This window comes from Rhizobium sp. M1 (assembly GCF_002531805.1).
Lineage (GTDB): Bacteria > Pseudomonadota > Alphaproteobacteria > Rhizobiales > Rhizobiaceae > Rhizobium > Rhizobium etli_C.
The window spans coordinates 1-18,176 of the sequence record NZ_NWSW01000062.1 but is presented as its reverse complement, the minus strand read 5'-3'; the positions used below and the strand labels follow the sequence as shown (position 1 = coordinate 18,176).

Annotated in this window: 14 protein-coding genes, 1 tRNA gene and 1 pseudogene; 1 reads left to right on the top strand and 15 read right to left on the bottom strand. The window is 59.8% G+C overall.

Annotation, left to right across the window (positions count from 1 at the left end):
- Positions 1-103: 103 nt before the first annotated feature.
- From fusA to rpsL, 3 genes are all read right to left on the bottom strand, one after another.
- Positions 104-2,203, bottom strand: a complete 2,100-nt coding sequence (gene fusA / locus CO655_RS31750) for an elongation factor G (protein WP_038688280.1) — start codon at positions 2,201-2,203, stop codon at positions 104-106.
- A 29-nt stretch (positions 2,204-2,232) separates the two neighbouring features.
- Complete coding sequence (rpsG, locus tag CO655_RS31745; RefSeq protein WP_004669085.1) at positions 2,233-2,703, bottom strand: 30S ribosomal protein S7; 471 nt, start codon at positions 2,701-2,703, stop codon at positions 2,233-2,235.
- Positions 2,704-2,780: 77 nt separating this feature from the next.
- Complete coding sequence (rpsL, locus tag CO655_RS31740) at positions 2,781-3,152, bottom strand: 30S ribosomal protein S12 (RefSeq protein WP_003547537.1); 372 nt, start codon at positions 3,150-3,152, stop codon at positions 2,781-2,783.
- 500 nt (positions 3,153-3,652) lie between these two features.
- On the opposite strand from rpsL, the gene CO655_RS31735 reads away from it, so the two are divergent.
- Positions 3,653-3,946, top strand: a complete 294-nt coding sequence (locus CO655_RS31735) for a transcriptional regulator (protein ID WP_097609142.1) — start codon at positions 3,653-3,655, stop codon at positions 3,944-3,946.
- A gap of 176 nt (positions 3,947-4,122) precedes the next feature.
- On the opposite strand, the gene rpoC is transcribed toward CO655_RS31735, so the two are convergent.
- From rpoC to CO655_RS33700, 12 genes and pseudogenes are all read right to left on the bottom strand, one after another.
- Positions 4,123-8,331, bottom strand: a complete 4,209-nt coding sequence (rpoC, locus tag CO655_RS31730) for a DNA-directed RNA polymerase subunit beta' (protein ID WP_097609140.1) — start codon at positions 8,329-8,331, stop codon at positions 4,123-4,125.
- A 188-nt stretch (positions 8,332-8,519) separates the two neighbouring features.
- On the bottom strand, positions 8,520-12,659 hold the full coding sequence (gene rpoB / locus CO655_RS31725) for a DNA-directed RNA polymerase subunit beta (RefSeq protein ID WP_097609138.1): 4,140 nt from the start codon (positions 12,657-12,659) through the stop codon (positions 8,520-8,522).
- A 261-nt stretch (positions 12,660-12,920) separates the two neighbouring features.
- Entirely contained in the window at positions 12,921-13,298 is a 378-nt protein-coding gene (gene rplL / locus CO655_RS31720) for a 50S ribosomal protein L7/L12 (protein WP_010029578.1), read from the bottom strand.
- A gap of 58 nt (positions 13,299-13,356) precedes the next feature.
- Positions 13,357-13,875 carry a 50S ribosomal protein L10 gene (gene rplJ, locus CO655_RS31715; RefSeq protein ID WP_064682257.1) on the bottom strand — a complete coding sequence of 173 codons (519 nt, stop codon included), beginning with the start codon at positions 13,873-13,875 and terminating at the stop codon, positions 13,357-13,359.
- Positions 13,876-14,203: 328 nt separating this feature from the next.
- The gene (gene rplA / locus CO655_RS31710; RefSeq protein ID WP_097667864.1) at positions 14,204-14,905 is read right to left on the bottom strand and encodes a 50S ribosomal protein L1; all 702 of its coding nucleotides are present in this window, start codon (positions 14,903-14,905) and stop codon (positions 14,204-14,206) included.
- A gap of 4 nt (positions 14,906-14,909) precedes the next feature.
- Complete coding sequence (gene rplK / locus CO655_RS31705) at positions 14,910-15,341, bottom strand: 50S ribosomal protein L11 (protein WP_009985507.1); 432 nt, start codon at positions 15,339-15,341, stop codon at positions 14,910-14,912.
- Between the two features lie 177 nt (positions 15,342-15,518).
- Entirely contained in the window at positions 15,519-16,049 is a 531-nt protein-coding gene (gene nusG, locus CO655_RS31700) for a transcription termination/antitermination protein NusG (protein WP_004669067.1), read from the bottom strand.
- A gap of 17 nt (positions 16,050-16,066) precedes the next feature.
- Positions 16,067-16,267, bottom strand: a complete 201-nt coding sequence (secE, locus tag CO655_RS31695) for a preprotein translocase subunit SecE (protein ID WP_003573826.1) — start codon at positions 16,265-16,267, stop codon at positions 16,067-16,069.
- A 194-nt stretch (positions 16,268-16,461) separates the two neighbouring features.
- Positions 16,462-16,537: transfer RNA gene (locus tag CO655_RS31690), tRNA-Trp, on the bottom strand.
- Positions 16,538-16,705: 168 nt separating this feature from the next.
- Complete coding sequence (locus CO655_RS31685; RefSeq protein WP_097667863.1) at positions 16,706-17,599, bottom strand: NAD(P)-dependent oxidoreductase; 894 nt, start codon at positions 17,597-17,599, stop codon at positions 16,706-16,708.
- A gap of 163 nt (positions 17,600-17,762) precedes the next feature.
- The gene (locus CO655_RS34725; RefSeq protein WP_275593091.1) at positions 17,763-17,897 is read right to left on the bottom strand and encodes a hypothetical protein; all 135 of its coding nucleotides are present in this window, start codon (positions 17,895-17,897) and stop codon (positions 17,763-17,765) included.
- A gap of 205 nt (positions 17,898-18,102) precedes the next feature.
- Positions 18,103-18,176: pseudogene (locus CO655_RS33700) on the bottom strand (elongation factor Tu); the annotation flags it as partial.

The following is an 18,176-nucleotide window of genomic DNA, read 5'->3' as shown; positions in this document are numbered from 1 at the left end:
TGCGGCTTGTTGCGCTCAAACTTACTCTTTGCCATTTTCGGCTCTCCGTTTTGCTAGTCCCCGAGGGGATCTAATTCTTGTTATCGGTCAATTGGTATTCCGGTCACTTCTGACCGGAATACTTTGCCTGGATTTCAGTCGCGACGTTCGACGGGACCGGCGAGTAATGATCGAAGGTCATCGTGTACTGAGCACGGCCCTGCGACATGGAGCGCAGGTTATCGACGTACTTGAACATGTTCGCCAGCGGGACGTTGGCGTTGATGACAACGGCCACACCGCGGCTCTCCTGACCCTGGATCTGACCACGGCGGGAGTTGAGGTCGCCGATAACGTCACCGACGTAATCTTCCGGGGTAACGACTTCGACCTTCATCATCGGCTCGAGGAGCTGAGCACCGGCCTTCTTCGCAGCTTCACGGAAGCAAGCGCGGGAAGCGATTTCGAACGCCAGAACCGAGGAGTCAACGTCGTGGAAGGCGCCGTCGATGAGGGTCGCCTTGACGCCGAGCATCGGGAAGCCAGCGAGCGGACCCGAAGACAGAACGCTCTCGATACCCTTCTGAACGCCCGGGATGTATTCCTTCGGAACAGCACCACCGACGATCTTGGATTCGAACTTGAAGTCATCGCCTTCAGGGTTCGGTTCGAAGACAATCTTGACGCGCGCGAACTGGCCGGTACCACCGGACTGCTTCTTGTGCGTGTAGTCTTCTTCGTGCTGGCGCGTAATGGTTTCGCGGTAAGCAACCTGCGGCGCGCCGACGTTTGCTTCAACCTTGAACTCGCGGCGCATGCGGTCGACGATGATGTCGAGGTGCAGTTCGCCCATGCCGGCAATGATCGTCTGGCCGGATTCCTGATCCGTCTTCACGCGGAAGGACGGATCTTCGGCAGCCAGGCGGTTGAGCGCGAGGCCCATCTTTTCCTGGTCGCCCTTGGACTTCGGCTCGATAGCGATCTGGATGACCGGCTCCGGGAATTCCATGCGCTCGAGGATAACCGGCTTCAGCGGGTCGCAGAGCGTATCGCCAGTGGTGGTTTCCTTGAGACCTGCGAGAGCAACGATGTCGCCGGCAAAGGCTTCTTCGATGTCTTCACGCGAGTTGGAGTGCATCTGCAGCATGCGGCCGACGCGCTCGCGCTTGTCCTTGACCGTGTTCATGACCGACGAACCCTTTTCGAGCTTGCCGGAGTAGATACGGGCGAAGGTGAGCGAACCGACGAAGGGGTCGTTCATGATCTTGAATGCGAGCATGGAAAGCGGCTCGGCGTCGTCTGCATGACGCTCGATTTCAGCTTCCGTCTTGAAGTCGATGCCCTTGATCGCCGGAATGTCGAGCGGCGACGGCAGGTAATCGACAACGGCGTCGAGCAACGGCTGAACGCCCTTGTTCTTGAAAGCGGTGCCGCAGAACATCGGATGGAACTTGACGTCGATCGTACCGCGACGAACGAGTTCGCGGATCTTGTCGTTGTCGGGCATGTTGCCTTCGAGGTAGGCCTCCATCGCAGCTTCGTCGATCTCGACAACAGTCTCGATCAGCTTTTCGCGATATTCTTCAGCCTTGGCCTTCATGTCTTCCGGGATCTCAACGACGTCCCACTGGGCGCCGAGCGATTCGTCGCGCCAGATGAGAGCATTCATCTCGACCAGGTCGATAACGCCCTTGAAGTCGCTTTCAGCGCCGATCGGCAGCTGCATGACGACAGCGATCGCGCCCAGACGGGTCTTGATCATCTCGACCGAACGGTAGAAGTCCGCACCGGTCTTGTCCATCTTGTTGCAGAAGATCATGCGCGGAACATTGTACTTCTCAGCCTGACGCCAGACGGTTTCCGTCTGCGGCTCTACGCCGGCGTTGGCATCGAGAAGAGCAATTGCACCGTCGAGAACGCGCAGCGAACGCTCGACTTCGATGGTGAAGTCGACGTGGCCGGGAGTGTCGATGATGTTGAAGCGGCGCATCTTGCCGTCACGGCCCTTCCAGAAGGTCGTGGTGGCAGCAGACGTGATCGTGATGCCACGCTCCTGCTCCTGCTCCATCCAGTCCATGGTGGCTGCACCGTCGTGGACTTCGCCGATCTTGTGCGACTTGCCGGTGTAATAAAGGATACGCTCGGTGGTCGTGGTCTTGCCGGCGTCGATATGCGCCATGATACCGAAATTGCGGTAGTCTTCGATCTTATATTCGCGAGCCATTGTGGACTGCCTTTCGATACCGTTCGGAATTACCAGCGATAGTGCGAGAACGCGCGGTTGGCGTCAGCCATCTTGTGCGTGTCTTCGCGCTTCTTGACGGCGGAGCCGCGGTTGTTGGACGCATCGAGCAGTTCGCCGGAAAGACGATCGATCATGGTCGTTTCGTTGCGCTTGCGGGCAGCGGCGATCAGCCAGCGAATGGCGAGGGCCTGGCGGCGCTCCGGACGAACGTCGACCGGAACCTGGTAGGTCGCACCACCGACGCGGCGAGAACGAACTTCAACGTGCGGGGCAATGTTGTCGAGCGCAGAATGGAAAACCGAAAGCGGCTCCTGCTTGGACTTGCCCTGAACGGCGTCGAACGCACCATAGACGATGTTTTCAGCAACGGACTTCTTACCATCGAGCATGATGGCATTCATGAACTTGGTGACAACGAGATCGCCGAACTTCGGATCCGGATTGATCTCGCGCTTTTCTGCTTTATGACGTCTGGACATACTTTTCGTCTCTTCAACCGTTAAGGCGCTTCATCACGCGGAGGACCTCGCGCAGCGCCGGATTATTCAAAACCGAATTACTTCGGACGCTTCGCGCCGTACTTGGAGCGGCGCTGCTTGCGGTTCTTGACACCCTGGGTATCGAGAACGCCGCGGATGATGTGATAACGGACACCCGGAAGGTCCTTGACGCGGCCGCCGCGGATCATCACGACCGAGTGCTCCTGAAGGTTGTGACCTTCACCGGGGATGTAACCAATGACTTCGAAGCCGTTGGTCAGGCGGATCTTGGCGACCTTACGCAGAGCCGAGTTCGGCTTCTTCGGCGTCGTCGTGTAGACGCGCGTGCAAACGCCGCGCTTCTGCGGGTTCTCCTGGAGAGCGGGAACCTTATTACGCTTTACGTTCGCCTGGCGAGGCTTGCGGATCAGCTGGTTTACGGTAGGCATTCAACCATCCCTTACGTTTATCTCAGTACCCTTGCGGGCTTGAACTCGCGCCGTCTCCGGCAATGACGCATGCTTTCGGTTCAATGCGCAAAATATGGCCCGATCCGCTTCCGCAGATGGACCACAAGGAGCAGAGGACGCATGAAATTATGCGTCATGCGTGCAGCATCATGACTTCAACGTGCGTTTAGAACCTTGTTTGAGGTGAACTTCAGGGCGCGTCGCCCCGAACAGCCAAGCCTCACATGGGATCTGATGGGCGGGGTACTACTGGTTTCCACCCCTCTCGTCAAGGCCGGTTAAGAAATAAACTCGCCGTATCGCCTTGATATGCGGGCCGGATGCCCTGTTTTCACCCTTCTAGACGAATCCACGGGTGTGATCCAAGATAAAAACTTGGGCATCGCAGCAAAAGCAGTTAAGGAATCAGCAATTGCGGCGTTAAGCCCTCATAGCAGGATTCGAGCGATCGAATCGTCACGAAAGCCGAAGGACAGGCGATGATCACGACACCTGACAACGACAACAATTTCGACGGGCCGATGATCTTCATCATCATCGGCAAAGGCTATGAGTCCGACTCCAGCGACGGCATCGACCTGCACATCATGCTGAAGGCGCCCGACGACGATACGGCCGTGCGCGAAGCCTTGAACGCCCTTGCCGAGGAAGGTTTCATCGAGGCCGATCTCGACCAGATCGGCATGCTGACCGAAGTTCCGGCCGAAGAGCCGCATGCCTCGGCCTATCAGGGCGCGGTCGACGGCGAGGTCGCGATCATCCGGTTCAGCTGACCGGAGCCGCCGGCGGCGAACCGCAGGGCGAGTGCTGCGCTCGCCCCAGCCTGCCAGACACGCAGCTCGCCCCCTCCCCGTCGGATCGACCAGAGCACAGCAAAATGAAAAAACCGCCCGGATCGCTCCGGGCGGTTTTTCAATTCGTATCTTGAATACCGGGACTTCAGCCGCGGTTATTCCGCGGCCGGGGCCTTTTCAGCCATGTCCTGCAGCATCGGCGTGGCGACGGCTGCACCGGTGCCCTTGCGACGCTCTTCGAGGATCAGCTCGTCGCGCGAGGTGGCGATACGGCGGATCTGGGTCATGGTGCCGCCGGTACCGGCCGGGATGAGGCGGCCGACGATGACGTTTTCCTTCAGACCCTGCAGGCCGTCGGTCTTGCCGGCGATTGCCGCTTCCGTCAGCACCTTGGTCGTTTCCTGGAAGGATGCGGCCGAGATGAAGGACGGGGTCTGCAGCGACGCCTTGGTGATGCCGAGCAGAACCGGATCGCCGTGGGCGGGCTTCTTGCCCTGCTCGATCAGGTGGTCGTTGACGTCCTCGAGCTCGATCCGGTCGACGTTGTCGCCGACGATATAGGTCGAGTCGCCGGCGTCGGTGATTTCCACCTTCTGCAGCATCTGACGGACGATCACCTCGATGTGCTTGTCGTTGATGACAACGCCCTGCAGACGATAGACTTCCTGGATTTCGTTGACGAGGTAGGAAGCGAGTGCCTCCACGCCCTTGATCGCCAGGATGTCGTGCGGAGCCGGGTTACCGTCGAGGATGTAGTCACCCTTTTCGATATAGTCGCCGTCCTGAAGGTGGAAGGGCTTGCCCTTCGGGATGAGGTATTCGACAGGCTCGACACCGTCTTCCGCCGGCTCGATGATGACGCGACGCTTGTTCTTGTAGTCGCGGCCGAGGCGGATCGTACCATCGATCTCAGCGATGATGGCGTGATCCTTCGGACGGCGCGCTTCGAACAGTTCGGCAACACGCGGCAGACCGCCGGTGATGTCCTTGGTCTTGGCGCTTTCGAGCGGCGAACGGGCGAGAACGTCACCCTGGGAGACCTTCGTGCCCGGCTCGACCGACAGAATGGCGTCGACCGAGAGCAGGAAGCGAGCGTCACCGCCGCGCGACAGCTTGGCGACATTGCCGCTGGCGTCCTTGATGACGATCGCCGGCTTGAGGTCCGAACCGCGCGGGGTCGAACGCCAGTCGATGACCTGACGCTTGGTGATGCCGGTGGATTCGTCGGTCGCTTCGAGAACGGAGAGACCGTCGACGAGGTCTTCGAACTGAACCGTACCGGCCACTTCCGTCATCATCGGGCGGGTATAGGGGTCCCACTCGGCCAGACGCTGGCCGCGCTTGACCTTGTCGCCTTCATCGACGTGCAGCTTCGAACCGTAGGCGACGCGCTGCGAGGAGCGCTCGACACCACGCTCGTCCAGAATCTGGACGGTCATGTTGCGGCCCATGGCAACGAGGCTGCCTTCGGAGTTGCGCAGCACGTTGCGGTTCTTGATCTGCACCGTACCTTCGTACGAGGCTTCCAGGAACGACTGGTCGACCACGGTCGCCGTACCGCCAAGGTGGAAGGTACGCATGGTGAGCTGGGTTCCCGGCTCGCCGATCGACTGAGCGGCGATGACGCCGACGGCTTCGCCCATGTTGACAGGCGTACCGCGCGCGAGGTCGCGGCCGTAGCAGACCGAGCAGACACCCGTCTGGATTTCGCAGGTCAGCGCCGAGCGGATCCGGATCGACTGGATACCGGCCTTCTCGATTTCGATGACATCCGGCTCGAGGATCATCTTGCCGGCATCGACGATGCGCTCGCCGGTGACCGGATGATCGATGTCGTCGAGCGCCGTGCGGCCGAGGATACGGGCGCCGAGCGAGGCGACGACCTGGCCGGCATCGACGATGGCGGTCATGGTGAGGCCGGTTTCGGTGCCGCAATCAACATGCGTGACGATGCAGTCCTGCGCGACGTCGACGAGACGGCGGGTCAGGTAACCCGAGTTGGCGGTCTTGAGCGCCGTGTCTGCCAGACCCTTGCGGGCGCCGTGCGTCGAGTTGAAGTACTCGTTGACGGTCAGGCCTTCCTTGAAGTTCGAGATGATCGGCGTCTCGATGATTTCACCCGACGGCTTGGCCATCAGGCCGCGCATGCCGCCCAGCTGGCGCATCTGGTTCGGAGAACCGCGGGCGCCGGAATGGCTCATCATGTAGATCGAGTTCATCGGCTTCTGACGGCCGGTGTTCTCATCGAATTCGACCGCCTTAATGCGGGCCATCATCTCTTCGGCGACCTTTTCGGTGGCCTTGCCCCAGGCGTCGACAACCTTGTTGTACTTTTCGCCCTGGGTGATCAGACCGTCATTGTACTGCTGCTCGTATTCCTTCACCAGGCTTTCGGTGTCGGCAACGATCTTCGCCTTGGCATCCGGAATGACCATGTCGTCCTTGCCGAACGAAATGCCGGCGCGGCAGGCATGGGAGAAGCCGAGCTGCATGATGCGGTCGCAGAAGATGACCGTGTCCTTCTGGCCGCAATGGCGGTAGACCGTGTCGATCATCTTGGAGATGTTCTTCTTGGTCATTTCCTGGTTGCAGATGTCGAAGGGCACCTTGCCGTTCTTCGGCAGCAGTTCGCCGATGAGCAGACGGCCAGGCGTCGTCTCATAGATCTTCGAGTAGGGCTTGCCATCCTCGTCGACCGACTTGAACCGGCCGCGGATCTTGGTGTGCAGCGTCACGACCTTGCTTTCGAGGGCGTGATGCAGTTCGCCGAGATCGGAGAAGGCCATGCCTTCGCCCGGTTCGTTCTGGTTGAGGATCGACAGGTAATAGAGGCCGAGAACCATGTCCTGCGAGGGAACGATGATCGGCGCGCCGTTGGCCGGGTGCAGGATGTTGTTGGTCGACATCATCAGCACGCGGGCTTCGAGCTGGGCTTCGAGCGACAGCGGCACGTGAACGGCCATCTGGTCACCGTCGAAGTCGGCGTTGAAGGCCGTGCAGACGAGCGGGTGCAGCTGGATCGCCTTGCCTTCGACCAGGGTGGGTTCGAAGGCCTGGATACCCAGACGGTGCAGCGTCGGCGCACGGTTCAGGAGAACCGGATGCTCGCGGATGACCTCGTCGAGGATATCCCAGACTTCGGGCTTTTCCTTCTCGACCAGCTTCTTGGCCTGCTTGACGGTCGAGGAGTAACCCTTGGCGTCGAGGCGGGCATAGATGAACGGCTTGAAGAGTTCGAGCGCCATCTTCTTCGGCAGGCCGCACTGGTGCAGCTTCAGTTCCGGACCGGTGACGATGACCGAACGGCCGGAATAGTCGACGCGCTTGCCGAGCAGGTTCTGGCGGAAGCGGCCCTGCTTGCCCTTCAGCATGTCGGAGAGCGACTTCAGCGGACGCTTGTTGGCGCCGGTGATGACGCGGCCGCGGCGGCCGTTGTCAAACAGCGCATCAACCGATTCCTGCAGCATGCGCTTTTCGTTGCGGATGATGATGCCCGGCGCACGAAGCTCGATCAGGCGCTTCAGACGGTTGTTACGGTTGATGACGCGGCGATAGAGATCGTTCAGATCCGACGTCGCGAAACGGCCGCCGTCGAGCGGAACCAGCGGACGCAGATCCGGCGGAATGACCGGGACGACCTTCATGATCATCCATTCCGGACGGTTGCCCGACTCCATGAAGTTCTCGACGATCTTCAGGCGCTTCATCAGCTTCTTCTGCTTGAGATCCGACGTCGTGTCGGCAAGCTCGGAGCGCAGATCACCGGCGATCTTCTCGAGGTTCATCGAGGCCAGCATCTCGTAGATCGCCTCGGCGCCGATCATCGCGGTGAACTGGTCTTCGCCGTATTCGTCGACGGCAAGCATGTATTCTTCTTCCGAGAGAAGCTGGTGCTCCTTGAGCGCCGTCAGGCCCGGCTCGGTGACGATGTAGTTTTCGAAATAAAGGACGCGCTCGACATCCTTCAGCGTCATGTCGAGCAGCGTCGAAATACGGCTCGGCAGCGACTTCAGGAACCAGATATGGGCAACGGGAGCGGCGAGCTCGATATGGCCCATGCGCTCACGGCGAACGCGCGACAGCGTGACTTCGACGCCGCACTTTTCGCAGATGATGCCCTTGTACTTCATGCGCTTGTACTTGCCGCACAGGCATTCGTAGTCCTTGATCGGCCCGAAGATGCGCGCGCAGAACAGACCGTCGCGTTCCGGCTTGAACGTGCGGTAGTTGATGGTTTCCGGCTTCTTGATCTCACCGTAGGACCAGGAGAGGATCTTCTCCGGAGACGCGATCGAAATCCGAATGGAATCGAAATTCTGTGCAGGCACCTGCGGATTGAAAAGATTCATGACCTCTTGGTTCATGCCTGTCTCCTTCATGGGCTAAAGCGCCCTCAAAATGCGATGGTCAGCGGCAATTTCCCGGGAGCCGCCTCCCTCGCTTAAACGAGAATAACCGCAAGATGCGGCGAAACTTCCCTTCCGGGCCGACATGGATGCGGCGTCCGGCGGGACCGGCGTGCGCCGCATGGCAGCGCACGCCCTATCAATGCTTACTCGGCCGCGTCGGGCAGCTGGTTTGCCTGCGCTTCGTCAAGCTTGGTGTTCTCAAGCTCGACGCTGAGGCCCAGCGAGCGCATTTCCTTGACGAGAACGTTGAAGCTTTCCGGAATACCGGCTTCGAACGTGTCGTCTCCGCGGACGATGGCTTCGTAGACCTTGGTGCGGCCGGCGACGTCGTCCGACTTCACCGTCAGCATTTCCTGCAGCGTGTAGGCCGCGCCGTAAGCTTCGAGCGCCCAGACTTCCATTTCGCCGAAGCGCTGACCGCCGAACTGCGCCTTGCCGCCCAGCGGCTGCTGGGTCACGAGCGAGTAAGGACCGATCGAGCGGGCATGGATCTTGTCGTCGACCAGGTGGTTGAGCTTCAGCATGTAGATGTAGCCCACCGTGACCTGGCGGTCGAACTGCTCGCCGGTACGACCGTCATAGAGCGTCGACTGGCCGGTGTCCTTGAGGCCCGCCAGACGCAGCATGTCGTTGACGTCGCCTTCGTGGGCACCGTCGAAAACAGGCGTTGCAATCGAAACGCCGCGCTTCCACTGGTCGGCAAGACGCAGAACCGACTCATCGTCGAATTCGTGGACCTGCTCAGCCTTCGGGCCGGCACCGACGACATCGCCGATGGTCTTGCGCAGCGGCTCGATGTTGCCGTTCGCCTTGTAGGCTTCGATCAATTCGCCGATCTGGCGACCCATGCCGGCACAAGCCCAGCCCAGGTGCGTTTCCAGGATCTGGCCGACGTTCATGCGCGAGGGAACGCCGAGCGGGTTCAGAACGACGTCGACATGCGTGCCGTCTTCAAGGAACGGCATATCCTCGACAGGCACAATGCGCGAGACCACGCCCTTGTTCCCGTGACGGCCGGCCATCTTGTCGCCCGGCTGGATCTTGCGCTTCACGGCGACGAAGACCTTGACCATCTTCATGACGCCAGGAGGCATTTCATCGCCGCGCTGGACCTTCTCGACCTTGTCCATGAAGCGCTGCTCAAGGCGCGACTTGGATTCGTCGTACTGGCCGCGGAGTGCTTCGAGTTCGCTCTGGACCTTCTCGTCCTCGACCGCGAACATCCACCACTGCGAGCGGGGATATTCGGAGACGACGGCGTTCGAAAGCTCGGTGCCCTTCTTGAAGCCCTTCGGGCCGGCAATCGAGACCTGGCCGCGCAGCATGTCGATCAGACGGCCGTAGACGTTACGGTCGAGGATCGCCTGCTCGTCGTCGCGGTCCTTGGCAAGACGCTCGATCTCTTCGCGCTCGATCGCCATCGCGCGCTCATCCTTCTCGACGCCATGGCGGTTGAAGACGCGAACTTCCACGATCGTGCCGTAGGTGCCGGGCGGCATGCGCATGGAGGTGTCGCGCACGTCGGAGGCCTTTTCGCCGAAGATGGCGCGCAGAAGCTTTTCTTCCGGCGTCATCGGGCTTTCGCCCTTCGGCGTGATCTTGCCGACCAGGATATCGCCCGGCTGAACTTCGGCGCCGATATAGACGATGCCGGCTTCGTCGAGGTTCTTCAGCGCTTCTTCCGAAACGTTCGGAATGTCGCGGGTGATTTCCTCAGGACCAAGCTTGGTGTCGCGCGCCATCACTTCGAATTCTTCGATGTGGATGGAGGTGAACACGTCGTCGGCAACGATGCGCTCGGAGAGCAGGATCGAGTCTTCGTAGTTGTAGCCGTTCCAGGGCATGAACGCGACGAGCGCGTTGCGGCCGAGCGCCAGGTCGCCGAGATCGGTCGACGGACCGTCGGCGAGAATGTCGCCGCGGTTGACGACGTCACCGACGGTGACCAGCGGACGCTGGTTGACGCAGGTGTTCTGGTTCGAACGCTGGAACTTCTGCAGGCGGTAGATATCGACGCCGGACTTGCCGGCTTCGAGGTCTTCCGTGGCGCGGATAACGATACGCGTCGCGTCGACCTGGTCGACCACGCCGCCGCGGCGCGCGCCGATGGCGGCGCCGGAGTCACGGGCGACGACCGGCTCCATGCCGGTGCCGACGAACGGGGCTTCGGCACGCAGCAGCGGCACGGCCTGACGCTGCATGTTCGAGCCCATGAGAGCGCGGTTGGCGTCGTCGTTTTCCAGGAACGGGATGAGCGCCGCAGCAACCGAAACGACCTGCTTCGGCGAAACGTCCATCAGGTTCATGCTGTCGCGCGGTGCGAGCATGACTTCGCCGGCGTGACGGCAGACGACGAATTCGTCGACGAAGGAGCCGTCAGGGTTCATCTCGGCGTTGGCCTGGGCGACGTAGTACTTGGCCTCTTCCATGGCGGAGAGGTAGAGCACGTCATTCGTCACCCTGCCGTCGACGATGCGGCGGTACGGGCTTTCGATGAAGCCGTACTTGTTGACGCGGGCAAAGGTCGCAAGCGAGTTGATCAGACCGATGTTCGGGCCCTCAGGCGTTTCGATCGGGCAGATGCGGCCGTAGTGGGTCGGATGCACGTCGCGGACTTCGAAGCCGGCGCGCTCGCGGGTCAGACCGCCCGGGCCAAGAGCCGAAAGACGGCGCTTGTGGGTGATTTCCGAGAGCGGGTTGACCTGGTCCATGAACTGCGACAGCTGCGAGGAACCGAAGAATTCGCGCACGGCTGCGGCAGCCGGCTTGGCGTTGATCAGATCCTGCGGCATGACCGTATCGATCTCGATCGAGGACATGCGTTCCTTGATCGCGCGCTCCATGCGCAGCAGGCCGAGACGGTACTGGTTTTCCATCAGCTCGCCGACCGAGCGGACGCGGCGGTTGCCGAGGTTGTCGATGTCGTCGATCTCGCCCTTGCCGTCGCGCAGTTCGACCAGCATCTTGACCACGGCCAGGATGTCGTCCTTGCGCAGGATGCGGACGGTGTCTTCGACGGTCAGGTCGAGACGCATGTTCATCTTGACGCGGCCGACGGCGGAGAGGTCGTAACGCTCCGCATCGAAGAACAGCGAGTTGAACATGGCTTCGGCCGATTCCATGGTCGGCGGTTCACCCGGACGCATGACGCGGTAGATGTCGAACAGAGCGTCCTGACGGTTCTCGTTCTTGTCCGCCGACAGCGTGTTGCGGATATAGGCGCCGACATTGATGTGGTCGATGCCGAGAACCGGGATTTCGTCGAAACCGTTCGACAGGATGATGCCAAGCGTCTTCTCGTCGATTTCGTCGCCGGCCTCGAGGTAGATTTCACCGGTCGAGTAATTGACGATGTCTTCGGCGAGGTAATTGCCGTAGAGGTCGTCGTCGCCGGCCTTCAGCGCCTTCAGGCCCTTGTCGGACAACTGGCGCAGCAGACGCGGGGTCAGCTTCTTGCCGGCTTCGACGACGACTTCGCCGGTATCGGCGTCGACCATCTCGGTGATCGCCTTGGCGCCCTTCAGCGTTTCCGGCTTGAAGGGAATGCGCCAGCCTTCGCCGTCGCGCTTGTAGAGCGACTTCGTGTAGAAGGTGTCGAGAATTTCTTCGCCGTCCATGCCGAGCGCCATCAGCAGCGACGTCACCGGAATCTTGCGGCGGCGGTCGATGCGGGCGTAGACGATGTCCTTGGCGTCGAATTCGATATCGAGCCAGGAGCCGCGATAGGGAATGACGCGGGCCGCAAAGAGCAGCTTGCCGGAAGAATGGCTCTTGCCCTTGTCATGGTCGAAGAAGACGCCCGGTGAACGGTGCATCTGCGAAACGATGACGCGCTCGGTGCCGTTGACGATGAACGTACCGTTGTTGGTCATGAGCGGCATGTCGCCCATGTAGACGGACTGTTCCTTGATGTCCTTGATCGACTTCGCGCCGGTATCCTCGTCGATATCGAACACGATGAGGCGCAGCGTCACCTTCAGCGGCGCGGCATAGGTCAGGTCGCGCTGGCGGCATTCGTCAACGTCGAACTTCGGCGGCTCGAACTCGTAGGAGACGAATTCCAGCATCGAGGCGCCGGAGAAATCGGTGATCGGGAAAACCGACTTGAAGACGGCCTGAAGACCCTCGTCGGGCCGGCCGCCCTTCGGCTCTTCCACCATCAGAAACTGGTCGTAGGACGCCTTCTGGACCTCGATGAGGTTCGGCATTTCTGCGACTTCGGGGATCTTACCAAAAAACTTGCGTACGCGCCTGCGACCGTTGAACGAAAGGGTCTGAGCCATCGTCGCTCCTTCAAAATCTTGCACCCGGGCCTGCAACGGACGGGAACCGATGGCCAGTCGACCCCGTCAATCAATGGGTAGTTCAATCTCGTCCGACTCCCGAAAACGCCCAGCTCGGATTGCTGTGCTGCCCTCGGTGCGAGACTATCCTTTTGAAGAACCCATTACCCAAAAGCCGTTTTGACGCGGCTTTTGGGTAATTCGTTCAGAAAAACGGCAAATGGGAGGCAGCAAATGCCACCTCCCAAAAGCAGTTCAAGCTTACTTAACGTCGGCCTTGGCGCCGGCGTCTTCGAGCTTCTTCTTGATGTCAGCGGCTTCAGCCTTGGAAACGCCTTCCTTGACAGCCTTCGGAGCGCCTTCGACGAGGTCCTTGGCTTCCTTGAGGCCGAGGCCGGTGATGGCGCGGACTTCCTTGATGACGTTGATCTTGTTGGCGCCGGCATCCGTGAGGATGACGTCGAACTCGGTCTTTTCTTCTTCAACGACAGCAGGGCCAGCAGGACCGCCAACGGCAGCAACAGCTACCGGAGCAGCAGCGGAAACGCCCCACTTTTCTTCGAGAAGCTTGGACAGTTCTGCAGCTTCCAGAACGGTCAGCGAGGAGAGGTCGTCAACGATCTTTGCGAGATCAGCCATTTTACTAGTTCCTTTTGTTCGGTTCGAACCGGTTGATTATAAACAGCGAAAAACCGCCTTAAGCGGCTTCGTCCTTCTTGGCGTAGGCCGAAAACACGCGGGCAAGCTGGCTTGCCGGTGCTGCAACAACCCCAGCGATGCGGGTAGCCGGTGTCTGGATCATGCCCAGCAGCTTCGCACGCAGCTCATCGAGCGAAGGCAGGGTCGCAAGCGACTTGACTGCATCGGCGTTGAGCGTGGTTGTTCCCATGGCGCCGCCCAGAACAACGATCTTGTCGTTGGTCTTGGCGAAATCCATGACGACCTTCGGAGCGGTGATCGGATCGGTGCTGTATGCAATCAGCGTCTGACCCTTGAAGAGATTCGACATCCCTTCCGCTTCCGTACCCTGAAGGGCAATTTTGGCCAGGCGGTTCTTCGCGACTTTGACGGTACCGCCAGCTGCACGCATCTTCGAACGAAAATCGTTCATCTGCGCGACTGTGGCACCAGCATAGTGGGCCACGACAACTGAGCCCGAAGCCTTGAAGACTTCGTTCAGTTCCGTGACGAATTCGCGTTTTTCCGCTCTTTCCACTGCCTATCTCCAGTTGGCGGGACCGAGAACGGGCCCGCCGGGTTGCCTTTTGCCTCCCGGGATCATGCGAGATCCCAAGCGACGCTTGAGGATCCTGTCCCCCCGCGCTTCCGCGCCAATCAAGGCTAAGAAGGCACAAGGCATCCAAGGCTCGAACCGAGTTTCTAGAAGCGAACTTCATGAATTCGGGTCTTACCCGTCTCATGCAGGCAAAGTGATTAAGGGAAAACCACCTGCAATCTCGGACAGGATTCCGGATTTCTCCGGAATATTCCGGCCCCTTGCGAGGCCGGAAATTCAGTGACCGGACCGCGGTCCGGCAATTAACTTATGCAGTCGGTGCTGCGGTGACCGAGCCGACTTCGATCTTGACGCCCGGGCCCATGGTCGAGGAAATCGCCACGCGCTTGACGTAGTTGCCCTTGGCGCCAGCCGGCTTCGCCTTGATGACGGCGTCGGCGAAGGCGCGGATGTTTTCTTCCAGAGCCTTGGCGTCGAACGAGGCCTTGCCGATACCGGCATGGACGATACCAGCCTTCTCGACGCGGAACTCGACAGCGCCGCCCTTGGAAGCCTTGACGGCTCCGGCGACATCCATGGTGACGGTGCCGACCTTCGGGTTCGGCATCATGCCGCGCGGGCCGAGAACCTTACCGAGACGACCGACGAGCGGCATCATGTCGGGGGTGGCGATGCAGCGATCGAATTCGATCTTGCCGCCCTGGACGATTTCGACGAGGTCTTCGGCACCGACGATATCGGCACCAGCAGCCTTGGCTTCGTCAGCCTTGACGCCACGAGCGAAGACGGCGACGCGAACCGTGCGGCCCGTGCCGTTCGGCAGATTGACGACACCGCGAACCATCTGGTCCGCATGGCGCGGATCGACGCCGAGGTTCATCGAGACTTCGATGGTTTCGTCGAACTTGGCGACAGCCCGTTCCTTGACCATGCCGATGGCCTGGGTCAGAGCGTAGAGCTTGGTGGGATCAACACCTTCATTGATCTTGCGAGTGCGCTTACCAGCCATGATCTTAACCCACCACTTCCAGGCCCATGGCGCGGGCAGAGCCCTCGATCATCGCCATTGCGCCTTCGATATCTGCTGCATTCAGGTCCTTCATCTTGGCTTCGGCGATCGTCTTGATCTGAGCCTTGGTGAGGGTACCAGCCTTTGCGCCCTTGCCCGGGGTCTTGGAACCGGACGTGATCTTCGCTTCCTTCTTCAGCCAGTAGCTGACCGGCGGCTGCTTCATCGCGAAGGTGAAGGACTTGTCCTGGTAATAGGTGATGACGACCGGAATCGGCATACCCTTTTCCATTTCCTGCGTGGCGGCATTGAACGCCTTGCAGAATTCCATGATGTTAATGCCACGCTGACCAAGCGCCGGACCAATCGGCGGGGACGGGTTTGCCGATCCTGCCTTGACCTGAAGCTTGAGCTGGCCTGCAACTTTCTTAGCCATATCTCTCTGCCTTTCATGAACGACCGGTCGCCCGGCCCGTGATGCCGGATCTCTCCGGCGGCTGCGGTTGCGTGGTGCGGATCATTAGGGTCCGGCTAAGACCCCTCACCTTCCACGCGGATGCGGACAAGGTCCGCGGGAAACAGGCCGCAAGGGCCAGCTTCCGATCTCTTGCAATCAGACCTTCTCGACCTGAGCGTATTCCAGCTCGACCGGCGTCGCGCGGCCGAAGATCGACACCTCAACCTTCAGGCGCGAACGTTCTTCGTCCACATCCTGAACCGTGCCGTTGAACGAAGCGAACGGGCCGTCGGAAACGCGAACCTGTTCGCCGATCTCGAAGGTAATGGAGGCCTTCGGCCGCTCGACACCTTCCTGAACCTGACCGAGAATGCGCTCGGCTTCATAATCCGGAATCGGAACGGGCTTATTGTCGGAGCCGAGGAAGCCGGTGACCTTCGGCGTATTCTTGATCAGATGGTAGGCCTCATCCGTCAGATTGGCGCGGACGAGGACATAACCCGGGAAGAACTTGCGCTCGCTGTCGACCTTGCGGCCGCGTCGCACTTCCACCACCTTTTCGGTCGGCACGAGGATCTTCTCGAACAGATGCTCAAGCCCCTTCTGGCGAGCCTTGTTCTCGATGTCCTCAGCCACCTTCTTTTCAAAATTGGAATACGCGTGGACGATGTACCAACGTGCCGCCATTTTCATCTCCACCCGTATCAGTTGCCGGTATTGAGCACGAAGCTCAGAACCCAGCCGATCAGCTGGTCAGCAGCAAAGAAAAACAACGCGGCGAACACCACCATCACAAGCACCATAACCGTCGAGATCATCGTCTCGCGGCGCGACGGCCATGTAACTTTGGACGTCTCGGAGCGAACCTGCTGCAGAAACGCAAACGGATTGGATTTGGATGCCATCGACTGCCCACGCAATTACGGCGCGTAAAGCTGAAACTATCAGCCCCACGCACCGCGTGTCTGTTGAACCCTAAATAAACACCGATTTCCGAATACACAAGAGGGAAACCGAAGTTTAACGAAATTAGTTGCCACCGATCAATCCCCGGCCGGAACGGCTGCAAGCACAGTCGCGCTGTCCCTATCAAGGAAAATGGCAGGGGCAGAGGGGCTCGAACCCCCGACCTGCGGTTTTGGAGACCGCCGCTCTACCAACTGAGCTATACCCCTTCATGCCTCTCCTTCAGCGCCCGGGCCAAGACCCGCAAATCGCTGCCGAAATGCATGGCGCACCCTTTAAGACGGCGGCGGCGGATTGGCAAGCACGATTTTCGATTTTCAAAGCCGTTCTGCTCATTTGCGAGCGACCGGCTTTTCAATCGCATGGCCGACAAACGCTCAGATCTTCACATATTTCCGCCAGTCGTGCTCTTCCCTGAAGCCCAGCACTTCGCGAATCTTGCGGTTGGAAAGCAGGCCTTCATATTCGCCGATCTCGCGGGTGAAGGGCACATTCGGGAAGAATCGCTTCGCAAGCTCCCTCGACGGCGTGTTGGCCGAGACGGTATCATTGGCGGCGTTGAACACCTGGTAGCCGAGGCCGTCCTTCTCGATGCAGAGATGGCAGATCTGACCGAGGTCGCGGGCGTCGATATAACTCCAGGCGATGCGCTTGCGCATTTCGGGATGGGCGAAATAGGTGGGAAACCTCTCATATTCGTGCGGCTCGATGACGTTGCCGATGCGCAGCGCATAAATGTCGAAGCCGGACCGTTCGGCAAAGGCGCGCGCCGTCTTTTCGTTGACCACTTTCGAAAGGCCATAGGAATCCATCGGATTGACGTCATAGTCCTCCTCCAGCGGGAACTGGTGGAAATCGCGATGCCCCTCGGCAAAACAAACGCCGTAGGTCGTCTCGCTCGACGCGACGATGATCTTCCGGATGCCGAGCTTCACCGCCGCCTCGATGACATTGTAGGTACCCATCGTGTTGATGCGGAAGGTCTCGTTGTCGGGCTTGATCAGGATGCGCGGGATGGCGGCGAAGTGCACGACGGCATCGAAGGGCTGGACGCCCCTGCCCGCGTCGAGATCGGGAAAATCGCGATGCATGGAGAGCGCGTTGAAGACCTGACCGCTATCGGTGATGTCGGCGATGAGATTGGTGACGCCGGGGCTGTCCAGCGGCACGAGATCGAGGTTGTGGACCTCATAACCTGAGTTGACGAGCCATGGCACGGCATGGCGACCCGCCTTGCCCGAACCGCCTGTGAACAGGATTCGTTTCTTCATGGAATATCCTCCGCGTCATTCGGAGGCATAGTTAGACGCTTCCGCGCGAAGAGCAAGCGAGCGTCCTGCGAGAGTTCACCCCCGCCTCATCAGGCCGCCTGCGTCCGGCGCCTGATCATTCATTTCCAATCACCGCCGAATCCGGCGATGATTTGCAGGGCCGTCACTTGACGACGCTGACCTCGTCGATCTGCACGCCGGCCGATTGAACAACCTCTTGCGGGATCGCAGCGATGAAAAACATCGTGAAAACATACATTGCGAATATCGTCGCAACAAATGTGGCCTTTGGAATCATGCGAACTCTCCTCTCTACACGGAGGAGTCTGAACTAAAATGAGCCAATCACAAACCGGTTTCTGAACGTGAGATGAACAAAATACTGTGACGGGCCTGTTTAACGATATTTTTACAACACCTGTTAATCCGTCGATCAGGCATCAAAACGAAAAAACCCCGCTGTCGCCAGCGGGGTTTTTCCTGAATTGCGGGTAATCCCAGGATTACTCGACGATCGAGGCGACAATACCGGCGCCGACGGTGCGGCCGCCTTCGCGGATGGCGAAGCGCAGCTTTT

Bases quoted from the DNA above. Each gene is read 5' to 3' on its own strand.
- fusA (WP_038688280.1), bottom strand. From the start codon at position 2,203: ATGGCTCGCGAATATAAGATCGAAGACTACCGCAATTTCGGTATCATG.
- rpsG (WP_004669085.1), bottom strand. From the start codon at position 2,703: ATGTCCAGACGTCATAAAGCAGAAAAGCGCGAGATCAATCCGGATCCG.
- rpsL (WP_003547537.1), bottom strand. From the start codon at position 3,152: ATGCCTACCGTAAACCAGCTGATCCGCAAGCCTCGCCAGGCGAACGTA.
- CO655_RS31735 (WP_097609142.1), top strand. From the start codon at position 3,653: ATGATCACGACACCTGACAACGACAACAATTTCGACGGGCCGATGATC.
- rpoC (WP_097609140.1), bottom strand. From the start codon at position 8,331: ATGAACCAAGAGGTCATGAATCTTTTCAATCCGCAGGTGCCTGCACAG.
- rpoB (WP_097609138.1), bottom strand. From the start codon at position 12,659: ATGGCTCAGACCCTTTCGTTCAACGGTCGCAGGCGCGTACGCAAGTTT.
- rplL (WP_010029578.1), bottom strand. From the start codon at position 13,298: ATGGCTGATCTCGCAAAGATCGTTGACGACCTCTCCTCGCTGACCGTT.
- rplA (WP_097667864.1), bottom strand. From the start codon at position 14,905: ATGGCTGGTAAGCGCACTCGCAAGATCAATGAAGGTGTTGATCCCACC.
- rplK (WP_009985507.1), bottom strand. From the start codon at position 15,341: ATGGCTAAGAAAGTTGCAGGCCAGCTCAAGCTTCAGGTCAAGGCAGGA.
- nusG (WP_004669067.1), bottom strand. From the start codon at position 16,049: ATGGCGGCACGTTGGTACATCGTCCACGCGTATTCCAATTTTGAAAAG.
- secE (WP_003573826.1), bottom strand. From the start codon at position 16,267: ATGGCATCCAAATCCAATCCGTTTGCGTTTCTGCAGCAGGTTCGCTCC.
- CO655_RS31685 (WP_097667863.1), bottom strand. From the start codon at position 17,599: ATGAAGAAACGAATCCTGTTCACAGGCGGTTCGGGCAAGGCGGGTCGC.
- CO655_RS34725 (WP_275593091.1), bottom strand. From the start codon at position 17,897: ATGATTCCAAAGGCCACATTTGTTGCGACGATATTCGCAATGTATGTT.